General features: G+C 64.0%; 22 protein-coding genes. 12 read left to right on the top strand and 10 right to left on the bottom strand.

The window, feature by feature from the left end; genetic code table 11:
- Positions 1 to 79 precede the first annotated feature (79 nt).
- From ACZ1JW_RS08020 to ACZ1JW_RS08010, 3 genes are read right to left on the bottom strand one after another with little or no spacing between them, the layout of a single operon-like run.
- On the bottom strand, positions 80 to 1,141 hold the full coding sequence (locus ACZ1JW_RS08020; protein ID WP_465142592.1) for a homocysteine S-methyltransferase family protein: 1,062 nt from the start codon (positions 1,139 to 1,141) through the stop codon (positions 80 to 82).
- Positions 1,138 to 2,079: a methylenetetrahydrofolate reductase [NAD(P)H] gene (gene metF, locus ACZ1JW_RS08015; protein ID WP_465142591.1), complete on the bottom strand. Its 942-nt coding sequence runs from the start codon at positions 2,077 to 2,079 to the stop codon at positions 1,138 to 1,140. Before metF ends, ACZ1JW_RS08020 begins: the two co-directional genes overlap by 4 nt.
- Entirely contained in the window at positions 2,076 to 3,083 is a 1,008-nt protein-coding gene (locus tag ACZ1JW_RS08010; protein ID WP_465142590.1) for an ArsR/SmtB family transcription factor, read from the bottom strand. The genes metF and ACZ1JW_RS08010 overlap by 4 nt, the downstream gene beginning before the upstream one ends.
- A 215-nt stretch (positions 3,084 to 3,298) precedes the next feature.
- On the opposite strand from ACZ1JW_RS08010, the gene ACZ1JW_RS08005 reads away from it, so the two are divergent.
- Both ACZ1JW_RS08005 and ACZ1JW_RS08000 read left to right on the top strand, forming a co-directional pair.
- On the top strand, positions 3,299 to 3,607 hold the full coding sequence (locus ACZ1JW_RS08005) for a hypothetical protein (RefSeq protein WP_465142589.1): 309 nt from the start codon (positions 3,299 to 3,301) through the stop codon (positions 3,605 to 3,607).
- A 72-nt stretch (positions 3,608 to 3,679) separates the two neighbouring features.
- Entirely contained in the window at positions 3,680 to 3,892 is a 213-nt protein-coding gene (locus ACZ1JW_RS08000; protein WP_465142588.1) for a hypothetical protein, read from the top strand.
- Here the strand turns inward: ACZ1JW_RS08000 and ACZ1JW_RS07995 are convergent.
- The 3 genes from ACZ1JW_RS07995 to ACZ1JW_RS07985 all read right to left on the bottom strand — a co-directional run bounded on the left by ACZ1JW_RS07995 (position 3,862) and on the right by ACZ1JW_RS07985 (position 5,829).
- On the bottom strand, positions 3,862 to 4,122 hold the full coding sequence (locus tag ACZ1JW_RS07995) for a ribbon-helix-helix domain-containing protein (protein WP_465142747.1): 261 nt from the start codon (positions 4,120 to 4,122) through the stop codon (positions 3,862 to 3,864). The two genes, ACZ1JW_RS08000 and ACZ1JW_RS07995, sit on opposite strands and share 31 nt — an antisense overlap.
- 37 nt (positions 4,123 to 4,159) lie before the next feature.
- Positions 4,160 to 4,882: an acetoacetyl-CoA reductase gene (phbB, locus tag ACZ1JW_RS07990; protein WP_465124065.1), complete on the bottom strand. Its 723-nt coding sequence runs from the start codon at positions 4,880 to 4,882 to the stop codon at positions 4,160 to 4,162.
- A 155-nt stretch (positions 4,883 to 5,037) separates the two neighbouring features.
- The gene (locus ACZ1JW_RS07985) at positions 5,038 to 5,829 is read right to left on the bottom strand and encodes a hypothetical protein (RefSeq protein ID WP_465142587.1); all 792 of its coding nucleotides are present in this window, start codon (positions 5,827 to 5,829) and stop codon (positions 5,038 to 5,040) included.
- A gap of 557 nt (positions 5,830 to 6,386) precedes the next feature.
- Between ACZ1JW_RS07985 and ACZ1JW_RS07980 the strand changes: the two genes are divergently transcribed.
- The 5 genes from ACZ1JW_RS07980 (at position 6,387) to ACZ1JW_RS07960 (ending at position 12,519) form a co-directional block, all read left to right on the top strand.
- Complete coding sequence (locus ACZ1JW_RS07980; RefSeq protein ID WP_465126419.1) at positions 6,387 to 6,794, top strand: DUF3576 domain-containing protein; 408 nt, start codon at positions 6,387 to 6,389, stop codon at positions 6,792 to 6,794.
- Positions 6,795 to 6,843: 49 nt separating this feature from the next.
- Positions 6,844 to 9,378, top strand: a complete 2,535-nt coding sequence (gene leuS / locus ACZ1JW_RS07975; RefSeq protein ID WP_465142586.1) for a leucine--tRNA ligase — start codon at positions 6,844 to 6,846, stop codon at positions 9,376 to 9,378.
- 28 nt (positions 9,379 to 9,406) lie between these two features.
- Complete coding sequence (gene lptE / locus ACZ1JW_RS07970; RefSeq protein WP_465126420.1) at positions 9,407 to 9,868, top strand: LPS assembly lipoprotein LptE; 462 nt, start codon at positions 9,407 to 9,409, stop codon at positions 9,866 to 9,868.
- Positions 9,869 to 9,889: 21 nt separating this feature from the next.
- Positions 9,890 to 10,912, top strand: coding sequence for a DNA polymerase III subunit delta (gene holA, locus ACZ1JW_RS07965; protein ID WP_465124068.1), 1,023 nt, complete (start codon positions 9,890 to 9,892; stop codon positions 10,910 to 10,912).
- 203 nt (positions 10,913 to 11,115) lie between these two features.
- The gene (locus ACZ1JW_RS07960; protein WP_465142585.1) at positions 11,116 to 12,519 is read left to right on the top strand and encodes a sugar transferase; all 1,404 of its coding nucleotides are present in this window, start codon (positions 11,116 to 11,118) and stop codon (positions 12,517 to 12,519) included.
- Positions 12,520 to 12,530: 11 nt separating this feature from the next.
- Here the strand turns inward: ACZ1JW_RS07960 and ACZ1JW_RS07955 are convergent, their stop codons facing one another.
- Positions 12,531 to 13,439 (bottom strand): PDZ domain-containing protein, encoded by a 909-nt coding sequence (locus ACZ1JW_RS07955; RefSeq protein ID WP_465142584.1) that lies wholly within the window; start codon positions 13,437 to 13,439, stop codon positions 12,531 to 12,533.
- Positions 13,440 to 13,719: 280 nt separating this feature from the next.
- Here ACZ1JW_RS07955 and ACZ1JW_RS07950 point away from each other — a divergent pair, with 280 nt between their 5' ends.
- Together ACZ1JW_RS07950 and ACZ1JW_RS07945 are read left to right on the top strand one after the other, a co-directional pair.
- On the top strand, positions 13,720 to 14,985 hold the full coding sequence (locus ACZ1JW_RS07950) for a nucleotide sugar dehydrogenase (protein WP_465142583.1): 1,266 nt from the start codon (positions 13,720 to 13,722) through the stop codon (positions 14,983 to 14,985).
- Positions 14,982 to 16,235, top strand: a complete 1,254-nt coding sequence (locus tag ACZ1JW_RS07945) for a glycosyltransferase family 4 protein (protein WP_465142582.1) — start codon at positions 14,982 to 14,984, stop codon at positions 16,233 to 16,235. The genes ACZ1JW_RS07950 and ACZ1JW_RS07945 overlap by 4 nt, the downstream gene beginning before the upstream one ends.
- A 13-nt stretch (positions 16,236 to 16,248) precedes the next feature.
- Here ACZ1JW_RS07945 and ACZ1JW_RS07940 read toward each other — a convergent pair whose 3' ends face one another.
- Positions 16,249 to 16,965, bottom strand: coding sequence for a hypothetical protein (locus ACZ1JW_RS07940; protein ID WP_465142581.1), 717 nt, complete (start codon positions 16,963 to 16,965; stop codon positions 16,249 to 16,251).
- A 249-nt stretch (positions 16,966 to 17,214) separates the two neighbouring features.
- On the opposite strand from ACZ1JW_RS07940, the gene ACZ1JW_RS07935 reads away from it, so the two are divergent.
- Complete coding sequence (locus tag ACZ1JW_RS07935; RefSeq protein ID WP_465142580.1) at positions 17,215 to 17,844, top strand: polysaccharide biosynthesis/export family protein; 630 nt, start codon at positions 17,215 to 17,217, stop codon at positions 17,842 to 17,844.
- A gap of 102 nt (positions 17,845 to 17,946) precedes the next feature.
- Positions 17,947 to 20,142 (top strand): GumC family protein, encoded by a 2,196-nt coding sequence (locus ACZ1JW_RS07930; RefSeq protein ID WP_465142579.1) that lies wholly within the window; start codon positions 17,947 to 17,949, stop codon positions 20,140 to 20,142.
- A 101-nt stretch (positions 20,143 to 20,243) separates the two neighbouring features.
- On the opposite strand, the gene ACZ1JW_RS07925 is transcribed toward ACZ1JW_RS07930, so the two are convergent.
- Together ACZ1JW_RS07925 and ACZ1JW_RS07920 are read right to left on the bottom strand one after the other, a co-directional pair.
- Positions 20,244 to 20,741, bottom strand: a complete 498-nt coding sequence (locus tag ACZ1JW_RS07925; protein ID WP_465142578.1) for a hypothetical protein — start codon at positions 20,739 to 20,741, stop codon at positions 20,244 to 20,246.
- Positions 20,731 to 22,029 carry a lipopolysaccharide biosynthesis protein gene (locus tag ACZ1JW_RS07920; RefSeq protein WP_465142577.1) on the bottom strand — a complete coding sequence of 433 codons (1,299 nt, stop codon included), beginning with the start codon at positions 22,027 to 22,029 and terminating at the stop codon, positions 20,731 to 20,733. Before ACZ1JW_RS07920 ends, ACZ1JW_RS07925 begins: the two co-directional genes overlap by 11 nt.
- A 170-nt stretch (positions 22,030 to 22,199) precedes the next feature.
- Here ACZ1JW_RS07920 and ACZ1JW_RS07915 point away from each other — a divergent pair, with 170 nt between their 5' ends.
- Positions 22,200 to 23,093 (top strand): glycosyltransferase family 2 protein, encoded by an 894-nt coding sequence (locus ACZ1JW_RS07915; RefSeq protein ID WP_465142576.1) that lies wholly within the window; start codon positions 22,200 to 22,202, stop codon positions 23,091 to 23,093.
- The last annotated feature ends 8 nt before the right edge of the window (positions 23,094 to 23,101 follow it).

Genomic DNA, 23,101 nt, shown 5'->3' with positions numbered 1-23,101 from the left:
GGGTTCTGTTCTTCTTCGAGGTGAGCGTTGTGGCGCTGCCCACCCCTAACCCCTCCCGCTTGCGGGAGGGGGACTTGGTTCAGGCAGCCATGATGAACGGCTCGAGCCCGGCCAGCCGCGTCGCGACTTCCGGCACGGCCATCTTGCGTGGGGGCAGCGCCTTTACGGCCTGTGCCATCGCGCCAATGTGCGCAGGCGTAGAGCCGCAGCAGCCGCCGAGCACGTTGACCTGACCGTGGTCGGCCCATTCCTTGACGAGGCCTGCAGTGGTCTGCGGCATCTCGTCATATTCGCCCAGTTCGTTGGGCAGGCCTGCGTTGGGATAGACCATGATCAGCGTGTCGGCGATCTCGGACAGCGCTTTCACATGCGGGCGTAGCTGGGTCGCGCCGAACGAGCAGTTGAGGCCCACGGTCAGCGGCTTGGCGTGGCGGATCGCGTACCAGAACGCCTCGACCGTGTGGCCCGAGAGGTTGCGGCCCGACAGATCGGTCAGCGTCATCGACATCATGATCGGGATCTCGCGGCCGAGTTGCTTCTCGACCTGACGCACCGACATGACGCCCGCCTTGGCATTGAGCGTGTCGAACACGGTCTCGATCAGGATGAAGTCCGCGCCGCCTTCGACGAGGGCTTGGACCTGCTCGGCATAGACATCGACCAGATGGTCCCAGTCGATCTCGCGGAAGCCGGGGTCGTTGACGTCAGGGCTTAGCGAGAGGGTCTTGTTGGTGGGGCCGATGGCACCGGCGACGAAGCGGGGGCGGCCATCCTTGGCGGTGAATTCGTCAGCCACGCGGCGGGCGAGCTTGGCCGATTCCACGTTGATTTCGCGCACGAGGTGTTCGGCGGCGTAGTCGGCCTGGCTGATGCGGTTGGCGCTGAAGGTGTTGGTTTCGGCGATGTCGGCCCCGGCCTCGAAGTAGGCGCGGTGGATTGATTCAGGGACTTCGGGCTTGGTCAGCGCGAGGAGGTCGTTGTTGCCCTTCTGGTCCTTGGCCAGGCCCAGCGTTCCGGCGTAATCGGCTTCGGACAGCTTGAAGTTCTGGATCTCGGTGCCGAACGCGCCGTCGGTGATGAGGATGCGCTGCGCGGCCTGTTCAAGGAAGGCGGTGCGGGCTGTTGAGGGGATCAGGGTCACGCGGCTTTCTCAAGCGCCGGAGCCTTGGGGCGAAGGCCAAGCAGGTGGCAGATCGCGTAGGACAGTTCGGCGCGGTTGAGGGTGTAGAAGTGGAAATCGCGCACGCCGCCCGCGTAGAGGCGGCGACAGAACTCGGCGGCGATGGTGGCGGCGACGAGCTGGCGCGAGGCAGGGTGGGTATCGAGGCCTTCGAACAGGCCGTCCATCCACGCCGGGATCGCAGCACCGCAGGCCGCGGCGAACTTGCGCGTCTGGGCAACGTTGGAGACGGGCAGGATGCCGGGCAGGACCGGCGCGTCGATGCCAGCAGCGGCCAGCTTGTCGCGGAAGCGGAAGAAGGTTTCGGGTTCGAAGAAGAACTGGCTGATGGCGCGGGTGGCCCCGGCATCGAGCTTGCGCTTGAGGTTGTCGATGTCGGCCTGTTGGCTCGGCGAATCCGGGTGGCTTTCGGGGTAGGCTGCGACCGAGATTTCGAACGGCGCGATCTGCTTCAGGCCCGCGACCAATTCGGCCGCATTGGCGTAGCCATCGGGGTGGGGGGTGAAGGGCACGCCCGGAGCGCCCATGTCACCGCGCAGGGCGACGATGTGGCGCACGCCTGCTTCCCAGTAGCTTTCGGCCACTTCGCGAATTTCAGACTTGGTGGCATCGACGCAGGTCAGGTGAGCGGCGGCAGGAAGCTTGGCCTCCTTGATGATCCGCGTGACGGTGCCATGGGTGCGATCGCGGGTGGAGCCTCCTGCGCCGTAGGTCACCGAAACGAACTTCGGCTGGAGCGGCCCGAGCGTTTCGACGACGTCCCACAGTTGAGCCATGAGCGCGTCGGTCTTGGGCGGGAAGAATTCGAACGACACGTTGATGTCGCCCGGAAGCCCGGCGAAGAGCGGGGTGTCGAGCGCGGTGCGGGCTTCGCGTAACTGATCGTAGCTGGCGTTCATTGGGCTTTCCGGCTTTGCCGTGGTTCGAGTTGCGCCACGCTGTCTTCCCGGCGGACACCGGTCCACAGCTTGACGACGAGTTCGTGGCCCGCGAGCGCGCGGGTTTCGTGGGGGCTGAAGCCTGCACCGCGCAGCATCGCCTCGATCTGGGCGTCGGAGAAGCCGAGGCGAGCGTGGGCGTGGCTTTGGCGCAGGTCTTCACGATCGTGCGCGGCGAAATCGACGATGGCGATGCGGCCACCGGGTGCGGTGACGCGGGCAGCGCCTGCGAGCACGGCCTCCGGAGCCTGGGCATAGTGCAGGACCTGGTGGAACAGCACCGTATCGAACGAGCGCGCCGCAAAGGGGATCTGTGCGAAATCGCCCTGCACCAGCTCAACACTGTCGGCGCGCAAGTGCTGGAGCCGGGCGCGGGCAATGCGCAGCATGTCGGGGCTCTTGTCGAAGGCAACGACGCGCGCGGCGTGGGGGGCGAGCAGTTCGGCTATGCGCCCGGTGCCGGTGCCGACATCGAGCATCCGGCCAAGCCCTGCGTCGCCAGCAAGGCCCAGCAGCATCTCGGTCAGCGCGGACTCGACCGGACCATCCTCGATATGGAGCGAGCGCAGTTCGTCCCATTCCTCGGCGTGGCGTGAGAACCATTCGAGCGCGTGCGATTCGCGCGAGGAGCGGATCGCGTCGAGATGCTGGCGGTCCTCGGCACAGCGGCGGCCGAAGGCGGTGTCTTCCTGTTCGGCAACGGCCAGCAGCCGTGCAATCGCTGCGGCAAGCGCATTGTCCGAACCTTCCGAAACCGAACTGCGAAGGAAGACCCACGCGCCTTCCTTGCGCCGCTCTGCGAGACCGGAATCGCACAGGATCTTGATGTGGCGCGATACACGCGGCTGGCTTTGCCCCAGCACTTGCGCAACTTCGCCCACCGCCAGCTCCATGCTGGCGAGGAGGCGCAGGATGCGCAGGCGCGTCGGGTCGTCAAGCGCGCGAATGGCGTCGTGAATGGCCATGCGGAAAGGCATATAAAGAAACCTTTATACGTGTCAACGGATATAAGGAAGTCGTTATATCAATTGTTACGGTTCATCGAAAACCTGGCAAGGATGCATTTGCCTTAGCCTGTGCCCACCGATAGAACATCCCCGCAATGCTCCACGCGCCGCCCGCCCCTGGCGACATCGGCAGGCGCGGTGGAGTTCAAGATCAGCCCAAGAGAGGGAATTCGATGAAGAAGTACGCAAGCCTCGCGATCGTCGCCGCCGCAGCGCTGGCCCTTTCGGCCTGCGGCAAGTCCGACGATGCTTCGGAAGCGGCGGCGGAAGACACCGTCGAAATGCCGGCGGACGAACTTCCGGCGATGGAACCTTCGGCAGCCGCCGCGCCGATGGCGCCTGCAGCCGATGCCTCCTCGGCCGCTGATGCCGAGGCGAACGCGGTGCGCGATGCGGCCAACAATGCTGCAGCCGTGGCTGCCGCAGCACAGGCCGCCGATGCCGAAGGTGGTGACCAGCAGTCGGCTCCGCCCGCCCAGTAAAGACCTGACAAGGCGGCGGCCGGTGACGGACATCCGCACCTGCCGCCGCCCTGCAACACTGGATCAAATCCGATGGCCTCTCATTTCCGCATGATTGCCATGACGGCGCTGCTCGCGACGCTGGCAGCCTGCGGATCAAGCGAGGAGGAAAAGCCGGGCGGCGTCACGCAGGACGAGGCCAAGGCACTGGATGCTGCGGCGGAAATGCTGGATCAGCGCGAATTGCCCACCCTGCCCGAAGCAACCGTTCCGGCTCAGGACGCGCCCGCGCCTTCGGCGTCCTGATCGCGCAGTTGCGCAACCAGCCATAACCGAACCGCTCCCGCCAAACCTGGCGGTGTTGAGCTGACGATGCGTTCGGCATCGATCCTTGCCACCAGCGCGTTGACCGGCACCTCTTCAGCCAGCGCCGCATCACGCAGCATGTCCCAGAACAACGGCTCGAGGCTGATCGAGGTCTTGTGTCCTGCGATCTCGACCGAGCGCTTGACCGGGGGATGATAGGGCGTGGGCATCACGGTGGCGGGCACCATTGCGGTGCCCGCCGCTCCATCAATACATATGCTGGCCGCCGTTGAGCGACATGGTCGAGCCGGTGACGAAGCCGCCTTCGTCGGCCGTCAGGAAGGCGACGCCGCGGGCGATTTCTTCGGCGTGGCCGAGGCGGCCGACGGGGATCTTGGCGACGATCTTTTCCAGAACGGCAGGCGGCACGGCGGCAACCATGTCTGTATCGATGTAGCCCGGCGCGATGGCATTGACGGTTACGCCGTACTTGGCGCCTTCCTGCGCCAGCGCCTTGGTAAAGCCGTGGATGCCCGACTTGGCGGCGGCATAGTTGACCTGACCGTACTGACCGGCCTGACCGTTGATCGAGCCGATGTTGACGATGCGGCCCCAGCCGCGCTCACGCATGCCGGGGAACGTGGCCTTGGCCATGTTGAAGCAGCCGCCGAGGTTGATGCGCATGACTTCGTTCCAGTCGTCGAAGCTCATCTTGTGGAGCACGCCATCGCGGGTAATGCCCGCGTTGTTGACGACGATGTCGATCTCACCCACTTCGGTAGCGATGCGGGCGCAGCCATCGATCGTGGCCTGATGATCGCCAACGTCGAAGCGGTAGGCGGGAATGCCGGTCTCAGCCGTAAATGCGCGGGCCTTTTCTTCATTGCCGGCATAATTGGCGACGACCGTTCGGCCCTGCGCCTTGAGTGCCATGCAGATTGCCTGACCGATACCGCGCGTACCGCCGGTAACCACTGCAACTCGCGACATGCTAAAACCTCCCTGTGTTCCCTCTGGGGACTACGGTAGGTTCATGACGGAGATGCGACAAGCTGCCGAATACGTAAATGCTGCGAAAGTACGAGAATGCCAGCTGCAGAAATGCTGCAGCAATGAAGCAAGTTCTTCTCGAAATCAGAACGGCGTCAGAAGCGGAACTGGGTTCCGACGTAGACGGCCTGGTTGTCCTGCTTGCCATCGGTCAGCGGACGGAGGCGGTCACGCTCGGGCGAGTAGCGTACGCCGGCCGTGACGTTGAGGTTGCGGGTCAGGCGATAGCTGCCGCCAAGATCGAGCTGATAATCGCCCTGACCTTCGAGCGTGCGCGGTGCGCGGCCAGCCTGATCGCGGCCTTCGGCTTCAATGCGCGGCGCAAAGCGGCTGGGCGTGGAAGCCGGGGTCGTTGCCTTGAACTTGGCAAGATCAGGCATGTCGATCCGCGGGAGATCGCGCAGGCCGGCAGACCCTGCCGAGGGAGCAGCGGCCGCGAAGCTCGCGTAGCCGCGTGAAAGGCCGAGGTTGAATGCCATCGGCGCGATGCGAACCGGCGAAGCACCCGACTGACCAGCGTCTGCCATGCCGTTGCGAACGGCAAAGGCCTGCGTGTTGAGAGCATCGACGCGCACGGCAACGGTGACCGAACGCGTCGGACGGGTATCAGTGCCAGTCGGCGTGAAGCGGAACAGCTTCCCGTTCTTGAGCGCGCGGACCGTGATCTGGGCGGCGAGGCGTTCATCCACCGAAGCCGGGGTGAACGAACCGATTCCACCGCGTGCGGCAAGGCTTACCGGGCCCATGTCGAACCCGCTGGAAAACGCAGACGTGACCGTGGGCGAAAGTGCGAGGCCGAGAACGACCGCTACGCCGACTGTCAACGGCGCACGCAGGCGGCGGCGCAATGCGCCTTTTCCTGCTGATGCCTTGCCGTTGCCAACCATGATACTTCCGCTTCTACCCCAACCCGGGCCGCTTGGCGCCCTGTCTTATCTTGCCATGCCATATCTTACTATGGCTGCCCTGTTGCTTCATATGCCGCAGAACGTTTTCGTCCGGTGAACGGATTCGCCCGGCAAACAGCCATTGCGACTCCGACCAAAACCCCGATTACGTTATCCAATACGGCTATCGGGCAAATGTTTCCAGCCTTTCGCACCTCCCTTGTTGTGACCCCTTACGTATCCCGCTCGAGTGTGGCCCATTATCCACAGGTGTGCCGCAGCCCCTCGCCACACCGGAGGATTCCCTTCTCGCCACATTCAGGGACCGTTCACCGGGTTCGCGTCCATTTGCGGCCTGCATTCATCACGCTTGCCGCATGACGCGCGGCGGTGATAGAGGCCTTATCTGACAACGCGCGCTTACGGGCGTGCAAACCTGCGGCAAAGCTCGGACCGGCAACGCCCGGACGGGACCTTCCGCAAGCAAGGACTGTTTCGTAGTGATCAAGACCGCCAAGACCGCACGCAATACCCGCAAGCTCATCGTGCGCGGCATCATGATCGGGACTCTCGCCGTCCTTGCCACCGGCTGCGGCAAGAAGGAACGCCCCAAGGCGGACCTCGCCGCCAGTCAGGTCACCACGATCGGCGTCAACGCCTATCTGTGGCGCGCAACGCTCGATGCGCTCTCGTTCATGCCCCTGCTGCAGACCGACAGCAACGGCGGCGTGATCGTGACCGACTGGTACGCCAACCCCAAGAATCCCGGCGAGCGCGTGAAGGTCACCGTCTCGATCGTCGACCAGGACCTGCGCGCCGATGCGCTGCGCGTTGCAGCCAGCCGTCAGGTCTCGCAGAACGGCCAGTGGGTCGATGCTCCGGTCCAGGCTGCTACCGTGCAGAAGCTGGAAGACATCATCCTGACCAAGGCGCGCGACCTGCGCCGCGCCTCCATTTCAGGCTGATCGCAGGCGAATCTTGCACGAGTCGGCTGCGCTCCCTAGAGGAGCGCGCATGACCGAGAACACTGCTCCAGAACGCTTCGATCCATCCATCGCCGATACCCGCTGGCAGCGGGTGTGGGACGAGCAGCAGTCGTTCCGCGCTGACGATTCGAGCGCCAAGCCGCGCAGCTACGTCCTTGAGATGTTCCCCTATCCTTCGGGGCGCATCCACATCGGCCACGTGCGCAACTACACGATGGGCGACGTACTGGCGCGCTACAAGCGCATGCGAGGCTTCGAAGTGCTGCACCCGATGGGCTGGGACGCCTTCGGGATGCCGGCCGAAAACGCGGCGATGGAAAAGGGCGTCCACCCCGGCGGCTGGACCCGCGACAACATCGCCAACATGAAGGCACAGCTCAAGCGCCTCGGCTTCGCGCTCGACTGGAGCCGCGAGATCGCGACCTGCGAGCCTGAATACTACGGGCAGGAACAGTCGCTGTTTCTCGATCTCTATGCGGCGGGCCTCGTCTACCGCAAGGAATCGACGGTCAACTGGGACCCGGTCGACATGACCGTGCTCGCAAACGAGCAGGTGATCGACGGGCGCGGCTGGCGTTCGGGCGCGCTGGTGGAAAAGCGCAAGCTGAACCAGTGGTTCCTCAAGATCACCGACTTTGCCGACGAACTGCTGGAAGGCCTTTCCACGCTCGACAAGTGGCCCGAGAAGGTCCGCGTGATGCAGGAGAACTGGATCGGCAAGAGCCAGGGGCTGCAGTTCCGCTTCGACCTGTCGAACGGCGAAAGCGTCGAGGTCTATACCACGCGGCCCGACACCATCTTCGGCGCGAGCTTCGTCGCCGTCGCCCCCGATCACCCGATCGCGCAAGGCGTGGCGGCAACCAACTGCGAGGCGGCGAACTTCATCGCCCTGTGCAAGAAGGGCGGCACCACCGCGGCCGAACTGGAGACGGCAGAGAAGCTCGGCTTCGACACCGGCATCGGCGCGCGCCATCCGCTCACGGGCAAGTACCTGCCGGTCTACATCGCCAACTTCGTGCTGATGGAATACGGCACGGGCGCGATCATGGCCGTGCCTGGGCATGATCAACGCGACTTCGATTTTGCCACAAAGTATGGGTTGCCGATCCTGCGCGTGGTCGCCGCCGATCCTGCTGATGCTGACAAGTCATTTGCGGGCGAGGCCGAGGCCGGCGACGGCATGCTGGTGAACAGCGATTTCCTCAACGGCATGAACGTCACCGATGCCAAGGCCGCCGTCATCGACCGCGCGCAGGGCGAAGGCTGGGGCGAAGGCAAGACCGTGTGGCGCCTGCGCGATTGGGGCGTGAGCCGCCAGCGCTACTGGGGTACACCGATCCCGTTCGTGCACTGCGAGGTGTGCGGCGTGGTGCCGGTCCCCAAAAAGCAGTTGCCGGTGAAGCTACCCGAGGACGTGACCTTCGACGTGCCGGGCAACCCGCTCGACCGGCACCCCACGTGGAAGCATGTCGATTGCCCGCAGTGCGGCCACCCCGCGCGGCGCGAGACCGATACGCTCGACACTTTCGTCGATTCCTCGTGGTACTTCCTGCGCTTTGCCAGCCAGCCCGATGACCGCCCGTTCGATCCAGAGGCAATCAAGCGCTGGCTGCCAGTGGAGCAGTACATCGGCGGGATCGAGCACGCGATCCTGCACTTGCTCTACGCCCGCTTCTGGACGCGTGCCCTTGCCCGCATCGGCAAGGTCGAGGTCACCGAACCGTTCGGCAGCCTGTTCACGCAAGGCATGGTCACGCACGAGACTTACGAACGGAAGAACCCGGAGAACGGCCAGCCGATCTTCTTCAGCCCTTCCGAAGTCGATCGCACGGGCGACGGCGCAACGCTCAAGGCCGATGGCGTACCGGTCGAGATCGGCCGCGTGATCAAGATGTCCAAGTCCAAGAAGAACGTGGTGGACCCGGACGAGATCGTCGCGAAGTACGGCGCTGACGCAATCCGCTGGTTCATGCTCTCGGACTCGCCGCCCGAGCGCGACCTGCCTTGGTCCGAAGCCGGGATCGAAGGCTGCGCCCGCTTCGTCCAGCGCCTGTGGCGTCTGTTTGGGCAGTATGACGCTTCGGCCACTGGCGAGGACAAGGCGCTCGACCGCAAGGCCCACCAGACCGTCCATGCCGTGGCCTCGGACATCGAGGCGCTGGGCTTCAACAAGGCCGTGGCGCGCATCTACGAGCTGACCGGCGCAATCGAAAAGGCCGCGCCTTCGGCCAGCCGCTCCGCTGCGATCCAGAAGGTCCTGCTGCTGGTCGGCCCGATGATGCCGCATCTCGCCGAGGAGGCCTATGCCAAGTTCGGCTCCGGCCTCATTGCCGATGCGGCATGGCCAGAAGTCGATCCGGCCCTGCTGGTCGATGATGAAGTCACCGTCGCCATTCAGGTCAAGGGCAAGCTGCGCGATACGCTGACCGTGGCCAAGGGTACCTCGAAGGAAGACCTCGAACGCCTTGCCCTCGCTTCCGAGAAAGTGCAGCGTGCACTCGAAGGGGCGGAAGTGAAGAAGGTGATCGTCGTGCCCGACCGTCTGGTGAACCTTGTCGCATAAGCGCCTGCTGATCCTCGCTGCGCCGATAATGCTGCTTGCAGGCTGCGGTTTGCAGCCGATGTATGCGGGCGGCGGTAGCGGCGAACTGGCGCGCTCGCTCTCGCAGGTGAGCATCTCTCCGATCGAGGGTCAATCGGGCTGGCTGGTGCGCAATGCGCTGAACGACCGGCTGGGTGCCGACAAGACCGGCGACGCAGCGCGTTACCGGCTCGATGTCCGGCTGGATGATCGCGTCGAAGGCCTCGGCCAACTCTCGAACGATGCGATCACCCGCGAACGCCGCACGCTGCGCGCCCGTTACCAGCTGGTCGACACGCAGACGGGATCGGTGCTGCTTGATGCGACGGCCGGGTCCGACGCCGGGTTCGACGTGGTCAACAGCGAATATGCGGTGATCGCGGCCGAGCAGACCGCGCTCGAGAACCTGTCGCAGGAAGTGGCCGATCAGATCGTCACCCGCGTCTCGGTGCGCCTGCGCCAGAAGCCATGAGCATCACGCGGTGACGCCAGCATGAAGGTCACCCAGAAGAACTTCGCAGCCAGTGCCGCCCGCGCGGTGAAAGACTGCCGCGTGTTCTACTTCTGCGGCCCGGACGAATCGGGCGCGAGCGATGCGGCGGCCAGGATCGCGGGCATGTTCGGCGATGCCGAGAAGATTGACCTGAGCGGCGCAGAGCTCCGGCGCGATCCCGTGCGTCTGGCTGATGAAGCGCGGTCAGTGTCGTTGTTCGGCGACAAGCGGGTGATCCATGTCCGCGCGACCGGCGACGATGCCCACGATGCGGTCGAGACGCTGCTGCAGAGCCCGGTCGATGGTTGGCCGGTGATCATTGTCGCGACGTCGGCCACCGACAAGTCGCGCATTGCCAAGCTGCTGGAAAACCGCGCCGATGCGCTGGTCGGCATGTTCCATCCGCCCGACCTCAAGGCTGTGGCAAGCGCGGTGCGGATGATGGCGGACGGCATGGGACTGCGCATGACCGACGAGCTGTCCGAGCGAATCGCCCGATCGACGGCGCTCGATACGCGGATGGCGCGCAGCGAGATCGAGAAGTTGGTGCTCTACCTTGACGCCAGCCCACAGGCACCGCGCTCGGTATCTGCCGCGGACCTCGATGAAATCTGCGCAGTCAGCGAAGACGACGGGATGATGCCGCTGGTAAACGCGGTTCTGAGCGGCGATTCGCGACGCATTCCTTCAGAGTTATCCCGCATGCGCGAACAGGGGATAAACCCGGTCGGCCTCGTGCTCGCACTGGAGCGAAGGGCGGGCCAGCTCGTGCAACTGGCCGGGCGGCTGGGCGAGCGTGGTGACGTCAACGCCTTCATGCAGCAGGAAAGCGATGCACGGCGAGTATTCTTCCGCGACCGCGCCGACCTTACGCAACAATTGAAGCGCTGGCGCGGCCCGCGCCTGGTGCGCCTGTGCGAGCGCCTGGTTTTGCTGCACCGCACACTGATCGCCGACAACCGGAATGGCGAACTGGCTCTTGCCCAGGGCCTCGCAGAGATTGCTCGCGCTGCCGCACGGTGAATCGTGGCGGATTTCCGTCACGCGGTGTGGCGAATCTCACATTGGGACAGGTTGGTGCTTGCTATCGTAGCTGCACTAGGTATTTTTGCGCAGTGCAATAAGAATAGCATTGGTCGCAACAGGGAACCGATCAGACGTTAGCTCCGGCAGGGGATTCCAGCCCGGAGTTTCGTGAGCCAGAGCGCAAGGGGCAGCTTGAAGCGATGACAATGCACATCCCGGCAGACGAGATGCGCCAGTCGCAAGACCGGAAGCGGGTAACGCTTCCGCTCGCACCGTCGCTGGAGCAGCGGCGGCTGCAGATCTATCTGGTGCTGCTGCTGCTTGATGGCGCGGCGATCATGGGCGGCTTCGGCACCGCCAGCTGGCTCTACCTCGGAAACTTCCTCGACCCCGCTTCGCTTTTGCACAGCCAGGTCATGCTGCCGATCTACTGGACGATCGCGCTGAGCCTGCAGGTCTATACGCTGCAGGCACTGCGCCGACAGAATTTCGCGCGCGGTCGTGCTATCCTCTCGCTGCTCAGCGCCGAGACCGTGCTACTTTTCGTAGGCTTTGCAACAAAGAGCACCGAAGAGTTTTCCCGCGTTTCGGCCCTGCTCGGCCTCGCCTTCAGCCTCGCCCTCCTCCTTTGGGTACGGGCACTCGTCCGGCCATTGACCCGGGCGCGCTGTGGCGAGGCGGCGGTGAATACGCTGCTGATCGACGACGGTGGTGCAGCGCTGCGCATTCCACACACCTTCCACATCGACGCGCGCGAACATCACCTTGCGCCCGACCTTGGCGATCCGCACATGATGGACCGGCTCGGGCTCTACATGCTCAACATGGACCGGGTGATGGTCACCTGCCCGCCAGACCGGCGCGCCTCATGGGCCTTGGTGTTCAAGAGCGCAAACGTCTCGGGCGAGATCGTTGACCCCGAAGTGCGCACGCTGGGCGTGATCGGCGCACGGCGCGAGCGGGATTATGGCGCGCTGATCGTTGCGAGCGGACCGCTGGGCCTGCGTGCCCGCGCGGTGAAGCGCGCGCTGGACATGACGCTGGCGGGCGGAGCCGTACTGGCACTCGCCCCGCTGCTGCTGGTTGTAGCGCTGCTGATCAAGCTTGAGGACCGCGGGCCGATCTTCTTCGTCCAGAAGCGCACCGGGCGGGGCAATCGCTTCTTCCCGATCTTCAAGTTCCGCTCGATGCGCGTCGAAAAGCTCGACGCCACGGGCAACCGCTCGGCCAGCAAGGACGATGACCGGATTACCCGCATCGGCAAGCTCATCCGCCGCACCAGCATCGACGAACTGCCGCAGCTGTTCAACGTGCTGCGCGGCGAAATGTCGATCGTCGGCCCTCGCCCCCACGCGATCGGCTCGCTCGCCGGCGACAAGCTGTTCTGGGAGGTCGACCATCGCTACTGGCTGCGCCATTCGTTGAAGCCTGGCCTGACCGGCCTTGCGCAGGTGCGCGGCTTCCGGGGCGCAACCGATACCGAGACCGACCTTGCCGACCGCCTTCAGGCCGACCTTGAGTATCTTGATGGCTGGACGATCTGGCGCGATCTCAAGATCATCATCAACACCGCGCGCGTGCTTATGCACGACCGCGCGTTTTGAACGGCAGCCCGCTATCCCGCATGCCCGTCAGGCAATTCCACCGGGCACGCCGCGCCCGCAAGCTCGGACCTGAGACGCGCCACACGTTTGGCGAACGAGCGATGCGTCGGCGCGCGCAGGAAACCGAGCCAGTCGCCCGAGCCGAGCCGCTGGAACAGGCCGAGCGCCTTTTCCCCATCGTATCCGGCGCAGCGCATGAGCTTCAGGCCCAGAGAGTCGGCATCGTCTTCCATCTTGCGCCGCGCAGCGATGCCGCCGCCCTTGCGGTGGCGGAGCATGATGTGAGCCATCTCGTGCCCCGCAGCGAGAGCAATCTCGTCGTCACCGCGGGCAAAAGCCATAAGCCCGGTCGATATCGCGACATTGTGCGAATCGCTGTGCGCGTCGACCCCGCCATTCGTGACCAGCACCAGCCGAGCCGCGCAATGCCGGGCGGGCTGGATCTGAAACTGCAGTGTCTCGCCGCTGCGCCGGACAACGAGGACAATCGGCTGGGTCGAAACGCTCGCCGCGATTTCCTCGACGAGCGCTTCTGCTACGAGCGGCCCTGCCTTGCGCCCTTCGATGATCGCGGCGACGCTCTGGCCGCCAACAGAGAGAATCTCGTCACCTGCGCGCAGGCCCGCACGAGCAGCAGGGCCGCCTGGAACCAGGCCTGTCACCACGGGATCGTCGCGCAGCCCGACGCTTCTGGCCAGCAGCGGCCAATCCTTGCGGTCATAGGCGCGGCGGTCGTCGATGATCATGCCGAGATCTGCGGCGAGTGTCGTGCAAGTTTTGGCAGCTGCACTGCGCAGCCGCCACTCGATAGTGCCAAGGCGGACCATGTCCTGCCTCAGTCTGACCGGCCAGGCCTGCTCCTGCGCAGCGAGCGTTGCGGTGGGCACTGGCAAGGCAAGCGCCGCCAGGAACCCCAGCACACTGGCGGTTGCACGGGTCCTCGCCGGTCGCGTCAATGGGCAAAGATCACGGTACGGCATCGGCGCTTTCGCTCAGAATGGCGCGAATGCAGCAAACATCATGCTGTTGAGAAATGCCGGGTTTCGCCAGATCATATTGCATTGCACCATTTCAGACTACTCGCTAGGCTCACAGTACTACGCCACCGCGACGTGCCAACCCGTTTCTGCCGTATCGGCATGAAGATCGGGCAGGACGCTTCGGGGTCGGGTACAGCCTGGCTCGCCTCGGGAGAATACTTTGAAGATTGCCATTCTCGGTCTCGGCTATGTCGGTTGCACTGCGGCGGGATGCATCGCCAGTCAGGGTCATCATGTCATCGGCATCGACGTCAATCCCGGCAAAGTCGAAACGCTCAACAGCGGTCGGTCCCCGGTCTATGAGCCCGGCCTCGATGACCTGATCGGCAAGGCTCGCGCCGAAGGCCGCCTCGAAGCGGTGACCGAGATCGGTGACAAGCTCGACGATTGCGACATCGCCATCGTCTGCGTCGGCACGCCAAGCGGCGTCGATGGCGCACACAACATGAGCTACATCGTGCAGGTCACCCGCGCCATTGCTGCGGCGGTGAAGCCCGGCCGCACCAACCCGCTGACGGTTGTGTACCGTTCGACCATGCGCCCCGGCACGACCGAGCAGATGATCCTTCCGATCTTCCGCTCGCTGGTCGGCGAGGACTGCGACCGGTTGATCGAGCTGGTCTACAACCCGGAATTCCTGCGTGAAGCCACGGCGATCGAGGACTATTTCAACCCGCCGAAGATCGTGCTCGGCACCATCGGCGCGGAGCCGTCGGAGAAGATGGTCGCGCTGCACGAGGGCATCGACGCTCCGATCTTCCACGTCGGCATCCGCGAGGCGGAAATCACCAAGTTCGTCGACAACACCTGGCATGCGGTCAAGGTTGCCTTCGCCAATGAAGTCGGTCGCGTCTGCCAGAACCTCGATATCTCGGCCCGTCAGGTCCACCAGATCTTCGTCTCAGACACGAAGCTGAACATCTCGGCCTACTACACCCGTCCGGGCGGTCCGTTCGGTGGCTCGTGCCTGCCCAAGGACGTACGCGCGCTGCAGCACATCGCGGCCGACACCGGCGCGCAGACGCACCTGGTCGACTCCCTGCTGCGCAGCAACGACGCGCACAAGCACCACCAATTCCTGCAGGCAACGCAAGGCCTTGAGCCCGGCGCCCGCGTGCTGCTGGTCGGCCTCTCATTCAAGGCCGATACCGACGACCTGCGCGAAAGCCCGGCCGTCGACATGGCGCGCAAGCTGCTCGATGCTGGCTACGCGCTCGACATCTATGACCCGCAGCTCAAGCCCGAAAGCCTGATCGGCCAGAACCTCGGCTATGCCTATGCGATCCTGCCCTCGATCGATGGCCTTCTGATCGACAAGGCGACCGCGCAATCGCGTGAATACGCTGTCGCTGTCGCGACCAACCGTCTGATCAAGGACCTTGATCTCGGCTCGACCCGTATCGTCGACGTGAGCGCGATTGCATGAACGCGGTGACCACCCCGTCTGAATTCGAGTTCCCGACCGAGATTCCCGGCCTTCCGCTCAAGGGCAAGAAGGTCCTGATCGTGGTCGAGAACCTGCCGCTGCCGTTCGACCGGCGGGTCTGGCAGGAGGCGCGCACGCTCAAGGCGGCAGGCGCGATGGTCTCGATCATCTGTCCGACGGGCAAGGGCTACGAGAAGCGCTTCGAGGTGATCGACGGGATCGAGATCCACCGTCATCCACTGCCGATCGAGGCCAGCGGGGCGCTCGGCTTCCTGCTCGAATACGGGGCGGCGCTGTTCTACGAGACGGTTCTGACGTGGAAGATCTTCTTCAAGCGCGGCATCGATGTGATCCAGGGCTGCAACCCGCCCGACCTGATCTTCCTCGTCGCGCTGCCCTTGAAGCTCTTAGGCGTGAAGTACATTTTCGACCATCACGACATCAACCCCGAGCTTTACGAAGCCAAGTTCGACAAGCGCGGCTTCTTCTGGAAGCTGATGGTCCTGTTCGAGAAGTTGACCTTCAAGTCCGCAGACGTCTCGATGGCGACCAACCACTCCTACCGCAAAATCGCGATCGAGCGTGGCGGAATGGACCCGGACAAGGTCTTCGTCGTCCGTTCAGGCCCCGATCTCAGCCGATTGAAGCGGGTGCCACCGGTGGAAAGCTGGAAGAACGGGCGCAAGTATCTCGTCGGCTATGTCGGGGTGATGGGCGATCAGGAAGGCATCGACCTGTTGATCGACGCGGTCGACCACATCGTGCGCGACATGGGCCGGACCGACATCCAGTTCTGCCTTGTCGGCGGGGGCCCCAGCCTTGCCAAGCTCAAGGCGCTGGTGGCGGAAAAGGGCCTTGCCGACTTCATCCACTTCACTGGCCGCGCACCCGATCAGGATCTGTTCGAAGTGCTCTCGACGATGGACGTCGGTGTGAACCCGGACCGGGTCAATGCGATGAACGACAAGTCGACCATGAACAAGATCATGGAATACATGAGCCTGGAAAAGGCCATGGTGCAGTTCGACGTGACCGAAGGTCGCTTTTCCGCTCAGGACGCCTCGCTTTATGCACGGGCCAACGATCCGGTGGACATGGCCGAGAAGATCGTCGAACTGATTGAAGACCCGGAACGCCGCGCGGAAATGGGCCGGTTCGGCCGCCAGCGCGTCGAGACGGAACTTAACTGGGGCCACCAGATCGCGCCACTTATCGCAGCCTATCGCAAGGCGCTCCGCCTCGATGCATGAGCGGAGGTACGATTCAGCGCTTCATGCGCAGACGCAAGGCCGGGACGTAGGCGAGTGCCATCCATCCCGTGACCAATGTCGTGCCCATATCGATGAACCAGTTGAGGCGCGGACCGCGGAACAGCAAGACGTCGATCAGATGCAGCGAAACAAGCCTCAGCATGACCAGCAGGACCATGCCAGCGCAAGCAAGCCCTGCGATGGCCGCAATGCGCGAGGGCCCCTTGCGCTGCAGGACTCTGCTGCGCAGCATGAGCGCGAAACCCGCCATGCCGGCAAGTGTCGCCAGCACGATGACCACGCTGGCGATGATCGACTGGAAATCACGCCGTTCCTGGTAGAGATGCTCGGCGCGCAAGCCTCCGCGCAACCATATCCGCAGGTCTTCCTCGAAGCCGAAGCGCCGCAAAACCGCAGCTGCGAAGAAAACCAGACCGGCGATGAGCCAAACCCTGCTATGGAAGGCGGGTGGCCGAATACCGCCCACTCCGGATCGGGCTATCAGAAAAGCTCGCGCGCAAACTATCCCGACAGTAAAATAGAGCATCACTGCGATGTTCGCGAGCAGTCCAGAAATCTGCATCATGTGAAATCCGAATCCCCAGCCCACGGACTTGCTGCAACGCAGCAATACCGCAATCCGGTTCCCCGATACAGGCTGAGCATGGGCGTTGCAAACGTCCAATCGCGCAGAGACCGGCCCTTCCACATTGCAGCGGCCGTAGTCCAAGTTCGCTTCGCAGCTAAGGCGGCGGCAAGTATCGGTAACCGGCGGACTCGCGCAGGAAAGACCGGGTCGGCAAGACTTGCGCTGGAAACATGGGGGGGGTATGCGAACAGTACTTATTTTTCAGACAAGTCTCTCGGGGTGAATGCTGGCATGAACAGAACACTGGCTCGCTGCACTGCAAGAACCGCCGCAAGAACTGCTCTCATCAGCGTGCTTGCCCTTGGCATCGCAAGCTGCAGCACGGGTCCGGTGGCGCAAGTCGGGCTGGTCAATCCGGCAACGACGTCGGCCCTCGGACAGGACGATTATACCGCAACCGAATCTTCGACTTACCTCCTTCGCCCGTCAGATGTCGTGTCAGTCACGGTCTTCCGTGAGCCCGACCTGTCTGTCGAAAGCGTGCCGGTAGGCGCGGACGGCATGCTGTCGTTGCCGCTGATCGGTTCGATCAAGGTCGATGGCATGACAACCCGCGATCTCGAAAACACGGTCACCGCGCGCCTCGCGAAGAGCCAGCTGATCGACCCCAAGGTTTCGGTCAACGTGATGCAGTTCGGCTCGCATCTGGTGACGGTCGAAGGGTCGGTCGAAAAGCCCGGCATGTATCCGTTCAAGCCCGGCACCCGTCTGTCCGGCGCCATCGCACTGGCCTCGGGCCTCAAGCGCGAAGCCAAGCTCAGCGAAGTGGCGATCTTCCGCCAGACCGCGCGCGGCATGGCGGTTGCCAAGTTCGATTACGGCATGGTGCGTGCAGGAACGATGCTTGATCCGGTGCTGCTGCCGACCGACCGCATCGTCGTCGGCACGTCCGGCCTGTCGCTGTTCTGGCAGGATCTGCTCAAGACCCTGCCCGCGTTTGCCCTCTTCACGAATATCTGACGTTCGCCGACCTGTGACGATTGCCAACCGGTGATGGACCGGCCTCAAGCCCCCGCAAAGTCGGACGCGCAAGGCCGGTTTCTGGAAAAGGTGTTACCCTGAATGACCAATGCCATCCAAAGTCGACCTTATCCGGAGCAGGCCCTGCTTGACGATGGCGACATGGGCGGTGGGCTGAGCAGCATGCTCAGCCTCGCCACCATCCGGGGGGTCGTCTATCGGCAACGTTTCATGCTGGTCGGCATCGTCAGCCTCGCGCTGGTCGCGGCACTGGTCGTGACGCTGCTGACGCGCCCGATGTACAGCGCATCGGCCACGGTCCGGATCGATCCGTTCACCACGAACATCGTGGATGGCCAGAACCTTGAGCCTGAAGTGCCGGTCAATGAAGTCGACCGCTACATGCAGACCCAGGCAACCGTGATCACCAGCCGCCGCATCGCCTATCAGGTGGTCGAGGCACGCAAGCTCGACACGCGCGAGGACTTCCTCGGCGATTTCGCGACCAAGCGGCCGGACGGGATGACTGATGCGCAGTGGAAGTCCTCGCGTCGTGATGCTGCTGCGGGCATGGTCCAGGGTGGGATCAAGGTTGATGTGCCGATGGAAAATCGCATCATCACCATCAGCTACACCTCGCCCAATGCGGCAATTTCTGCCGAAGTCGCCAACGCGGTGGCAGACGTTTTCGTGCAGGATGACCTGCGTCGTGCGCTGGAGACCAACAACTACGCTCAGGCGTACCTGAAGGACCAGATCGACAAGCTGCAGCGCAGCGTCCAGGCAGCCGAGGAATCGGCCAATGCCTATGCCAAGGCGAATGGCATCGTGGCGCAGGCACCGGTCATTTCGTCCGGCAAGGACGGTGACGCTACACCGGCACAGACGGTCACCGTCGCAACGCTCGCCAGCGTCAACGAAACCTACACCGCCGCCCGCGCCAAGCGCATCGCCGCCGAGCAGCGCTGGAATGCGATTGCGAACATCCCTGCAGGACAGCTGCCTGAAGTGCAGCAAAACAACGCCATCCAGTCTATGATCGGTGACCGGTCAAAGGCCATCACCGAGCTTTCGCAACTGCGCCAGCGCTATGGCGAAACCTACCCGCGCCTGCGCGAGCTGAACGCCCAGGTCACCTCGCTGACCTCTCAGATCAACAAGGCGAGCAGCGACATCAAGAACGCGATCCGTGACGACTACACGATCGCGCTTCGCCAGGAACAGGCGCTGGAAGGCGAACTGTCCAAGGTTTCGGGCAAGACTCTCGACGAGCAGGACCGCCGCGTCCGCTACAACATGCTCGACCGCGAGGCGACCGCGCAGCGTACCCAGCTGGCCTCGCTGCTCACCCGCTACAACGAGATCTCGGCAGCCGCGAACCTCAAGCCCGGCACCAGCTCGAAGCTTGACGCCGCACAGGTCCCCGGTGGTCCGGTTTCGCCCAGCCTGCCCAAGAACATGCTGATCGGCCTGTTCCTCGGCGGCGCACTGGCGCTTGCCATCGCAGTGCTGCGCGAAGCCTTCGACGACCGCCTGCGCACCACCGACGACGTGGAACGCAAGCTCGGCCTGCCCCTGCTCGGCTACACCCCGGACATTTCCGACCGCGACGTGCTCGACGAAGTATCCGATCCGTTCAGCATTCTCATGGAGGCCTATTCGTCGATCCGCTCGTCGATCGACTTTGCCGTCCCCGGCAACAACCGGGTGCTGCAGGTCACCAGTTCGGAGCCGTCGGAAGGCAAGTCGCTCACCGCATCGACGATCGCCCGCAAGTATGCCCAGCTCGGCCGCAAGACGCTGCTGATCGACGCCGACTTGCGCAAGCCATCGCTGTTCGCGCTGTTCGGCACGACGCGTCCCAAGGTCGGCTTCGTCGAAGTGCTGCTCGGCGACGTGAAGTTCGAAGACGCTCTGATCAAGGGCACGCCCGAGAATCTCGACGTGCTTCCGGTGGCTCCTTCCAAGGTAAACCCGGTGGAACTGCTGTCCTCGCAGGTGCTGACCGACTTCGTCGAGAAGTACCGTGATCAGTACTCGCTGATCATCTTCGACTCGGTTCCGGTCATGGGTCTGGCCGACGCTCCGCTGCTTTCGCGCATTGCCGATGCCACGGTGTTCATCGTCGAGGCCAACCGCGCGCACTTCGGACAGGCCAAGACCGCCATCCGCCGCCTGCAGAGCGCGGGCGCCCGGATCGCCGGCGTGGTTCTGACCAAGTACCGCGCAGCCGAAGCCGGCATGTCCTACGACTACCAGTACCAGTACTACGCCTACGGCGAACGCTCGAAGGACTGACCCTCCGGGGGCAGCCCAGCGGTTACAAAAAAGCCTGCGCAGACCTTCAGGGTTTGCGCGGGCTTTTCTTTTCCACTTCGGCTTACATCAGCGGCACAAGATCAGTCGCGAAACACTTCTCCCTGCCAGTCCCAGAATCGTTCGGATGCCGGGTGCCAGTGCGCCTCTCCCAATCCCTGTTCCCAGACATCGCGGGGAGACATGCCATGTGATATCACGCGACCGGTCTCGTCGCAGGAGATCGAAAAGATCCGCTCTCCGCGCATGATCTCTCCCGCGAGTTGCACCGCGGCAGTTGCAATGCAGGTTGCCAGGCGATCCCGATCCGGGGACTGGCTGAACACTTCAAAGCAGTGTGCGTCGACATGAACGTGGAAGATCTTGGTGCCGAGCGTGATCTCTCCCTCGTGGATGGAGGCGGTCAACGCACCAACTGTCTCGCTTGGCGATGGCCACCGGTAGCAACGAACACCATACGGGTTCTCATAAACCTCCGCGTGCTCCAAGGGCAGCTTCCCGGCAGCTGCGATAACGAATGCCTGTTCGATTGCTTCGCTACCGGGAAAATCGGCATTCTCGTCTGACTCGTCAGACAACACTGGGTTGTCTCTCCATCGCCCGGATGAAGGCGCGGTTGGCGAAGAGCAGGGCGATGGCGCGCCCGGTGATGGCGATGGTGATGGCCATGGCCGCACCGGTCAGGTCGTAGAGCGGGATCAGCACGAGGAACAGCGCGATGGTCACCATCGTCACACCGATCTCGATGCGCATGGCAATGTGTTCGCGGTGGGCCATATCGAGCACGGTGCCGATGGGGCCTACGGTGACAGCGATGAATTGGCCGATTCCGAGAATCACCAGCGCAGGCGCGCCGCGCACGAAGCCGGGGCCGAACAGGCCGAGCAGCCATTCCGGAAATGCGACGATCGCAATCAGCAACGGCAGGCAGAGCGCGCCGCCGACCATCCCGGTCTTGCGCGCTATGGCCAGCATGGCGCGGTACTGCCCGTCGGCATAGCGCGCGGCGATGTGGCTGCCGACCATCTGGTCGAACGAGTTGCGCACCAGCGTGAACAGCAGCCCGAACTGCACCGCCACGCGATAGATCCCCGCCTCGGCCGGACCATGCCATGTGCCGAGCGTGACCACCGCGATCCAGTCGCAGAAATAGGCGGCGAGGTAGATCACCATGATGCGCAGGCCGGATTTCAGCGACAAGGTCTGTTCGCCCTGCGGCCAGCCGCGGGTCATCATGCGGACCTTTGCGAGCGCGAAGAACATGACCAGCGTACAGGCACCGGCATAGACGATTTCCGGCGCAAGCATCGGAACCTGGCCGGACGTGAGCCAGATCGACCCCAGCACAAGCAGGCTGAGGCCGGTGTAGGAAATGCCGTCGAGCGATTGCGACAGCAGCACGTTGCCGGTCGCACGGATCGAGGCGGAGATCGTGCGGACCAGCGCGATCATCGGCACGGCCAGTGCCATGATCGTGACCGGCCAGAACAGTTCGGGCCGTTGCATCAGCAGGTGCGTCATCGGCCAGGCGAGCAGCGCCATCGTCACGCCGATGCCGGTGCCGAGCAGCATGACCACGCGCACTGCCCTTGTGATCGCCGCATTCGCCGCGCCATGATCGCCCTTGCGGTAAGCCACCGCGACTGAACGCAGCACGACCGTGTCGAGCCCGATGTTCGAGGCGACCGCCAGCAGTGTCGTCGTTGCCAGCGCGATCTGGTAGGCGCCGACGCCCTCAGCCCCCAATGCGCGGGAGATCAGCAGGTTCAGGCCGAAGCTCGCCACCGCGCCTGTGCCCTTCAGCGCCAGACCGATCAGCAGGTCGAGGGCCAGCCCACGCTTTAACAGCGCCTGAATCTTGTCTCGCATGTGGCTTGCCGGTTCCCTTGGCTCTGCCCCCGCGACGACGGTGGCACGCTGGCGACGTTACACCGATGCTGCGCTGCAACCAAGCCTGTTGCGGCCTGGTTTCTTGCAGGCTAAGCCGATGAAACACGGCGCATCCGGCGCAGGATTCAACCACCCACGGGAGTGACCCCATGGCACCGACTACGCCCGCCTATTCGGTCGTCATCCCCGCACACAACGAGGCCGCTGTGATCGAGCGCTGCCTTCGCGCGCTGCTCGACGATCCTGCAGGTGCGCCCGAGATCGTCGTGGCCTGCAACGGCTGCACCGACGACACCGCCGCCATCGCCCGCCGCGTCGCGCCCGAGGCAACCGTGCTGGAGATAGCGCAAGGCTCCAAGATCCTGGCGCTCAACCAGGGCAGCGCCGCCGCCACAGTCTCACCCAGGATCTTCCTTGATGCCGACATCCTCGTGACGGGCCGCTCCTTGCGCGCGGTGGCCGAAGTGCTGGCGCAAGATGGCGAGATCCGTGCCGCCGCCCCTGCCCTCAATGTCGACCTGACCGGTTGTTCCGGCCCGGTGCGCTCGTACTACAAGGTCTGGCTGCACCAGCCTTATGTGAAGGTCGGGATGGTCGGATCGGGGCTCTTCGGCCTGTCCGCCACAGGACTTGCCGAGATCGGCACTTTCCCCGCCATCGTCGCGGACGACCTCTATGTGCGCACCCGCTTTGCCCCGTCCCAGCGCCTGCGCGTGGAGCGCGATGCGGCGGGCGAGCCGGTCAGCTTCACCGTATTCCCGCCGCGTGACCTGTGGTCGCTGGTGCGGATCGAGAGCCGCCGGCGTGCAGGCGACATGCAGCTCAAGCAGGCGCACGATACCGAACACACCGCCCGGACGACGACCGGCGGCTCGCTCCTGTCGGCGCTGGGCAAGCGGCACGAGAGCGCAGGGAAAGTCGGCCCCGTCGATCTCATGTGGTATCTGGCGATCAAGACCGTGGGCCGCCTGATGGCCCGCCGCACGATCCGCGCGAAGAAGCAGATCGTGTGGGAGCGCGACGAAAGTTCCCGCACGGCCTGAGGCTGGGG

It is taken from the genome of Novosphingobium sp. BL-A-28-Hi1-0D, from assembly GCF_055521755.1.
Note: the sequence above shows the minus strand (reverse complement) of the source record. Positions and strands in the feature narration are given on the sequence as shown.

Coding starts and splice junctions, on each gene's coding strand:
- lptE (WP_465126420.1), top strand. CDS start 9,407: ATGCTGCTTGCAGGCTGCGGTTTGCAGCCGATGTATGCGGGCGGCGGT.
- ACZ1JW_RS08010 (WP_465142590.1), bottom strand. CDS start 3,083: ATGGCCATTCACGACGCCATTCGCGCGCTTGACGACCCGACGCGCCTG.
- phbB (WP_465124065.1), bottom strand. CDS start 4,882: ATGTCGCGAGTTGCAGTGGTTACCGGCGGTACGCGCGGTATCGGTCAG.
- leuS (WP_465142586.1), top strand. CDS start 6,844: ATGACCGAGAACACTGCTCCAGAACGCTTCGATCCATCCATCGCCGAT.
- ACZ1JW_RS07945 (WP_465142582.1), top strand. CDS start 14,982: ATGAACGCGGTGACCACCCCGTCTGAATTCGAGTTCCCGACCGAGATT.
- metF (WP_465142591.1), bottom strand. CDS start 2,079: ATGAACGCCAGCTACGATCAGTTACGCGAAGCCCGCACCGCGCTCGAC.
- ACZ1JW_RS07915 (WP_465142576.1), top strand. CDS start 22,200: ATGGCACCGACTACGCCCGCCTATTCGGTCGTCATCCCCGCACACAAC.
- ACZ1JW_RS07920 (WP_465142577.1), bottom strand. CDS start 22,029: ATGCGAGACAAGATTCAGGCGCTGTTAAAGCGTGGGCTGGCCCTCGAC.
- holA (WP_465124068.1), top strand. CDS start 9,890: ATGAAGGTCACCCAGAAGAACTTCGCAGCCAGTGCCGCCCGCGCGGTG.
- ACZ1JW_RS08000 (WP_465142588.1), top strand. CDS start 3,680: ATGGCCTCTCATTTCCGCATGATTGCCATGACGGCGCTGCTCGCGACG.
- ACZ1JW_RS07960 (WP_465142585.1), top strand. CDS start 11,116: ATGACAATGCACATCCCGGCAGACGAGATGCGCCAGTCGCAAGACCGG.
- ACZ1JW_RS08005 (WP_465142589.1), top strand. CDS start 3,299: ATGAAGAAGTACGCAAGCCTCGCGATCGTCGCCGCCGCAGCGCTGGCC.
- ACZ1JW_RS07980 (WP_465126419.1), top strand. CDS start 6,387: ATGATCGGGACTCTCGCCGTCCTTGCCACCGGCTGCGGCAAGAAGGAA.
- ACZ1JW_RS07930 (WP_465142579.1), top strand. CDS start 17,947: ATGACCAATGCCATCCAAAGTCGACCTTATCCGGAGCAGGCCCTGCTT.
- ACZ1JW_RS07995 (WP_465142747.1), bottom strand. CDS start 4,122: ATGCCCACGCCCTATCATCCCCCGGTCAAGCGCTCGGTCGAGATCGCA.
- ACZ1JW_RS07985 (WP_465142587.1), bottom strand. CDS start 5,829: ATGGTTGGCAACGGCAAGGCATCAGCAGGAAAAGGCGCATTGCGCCGC.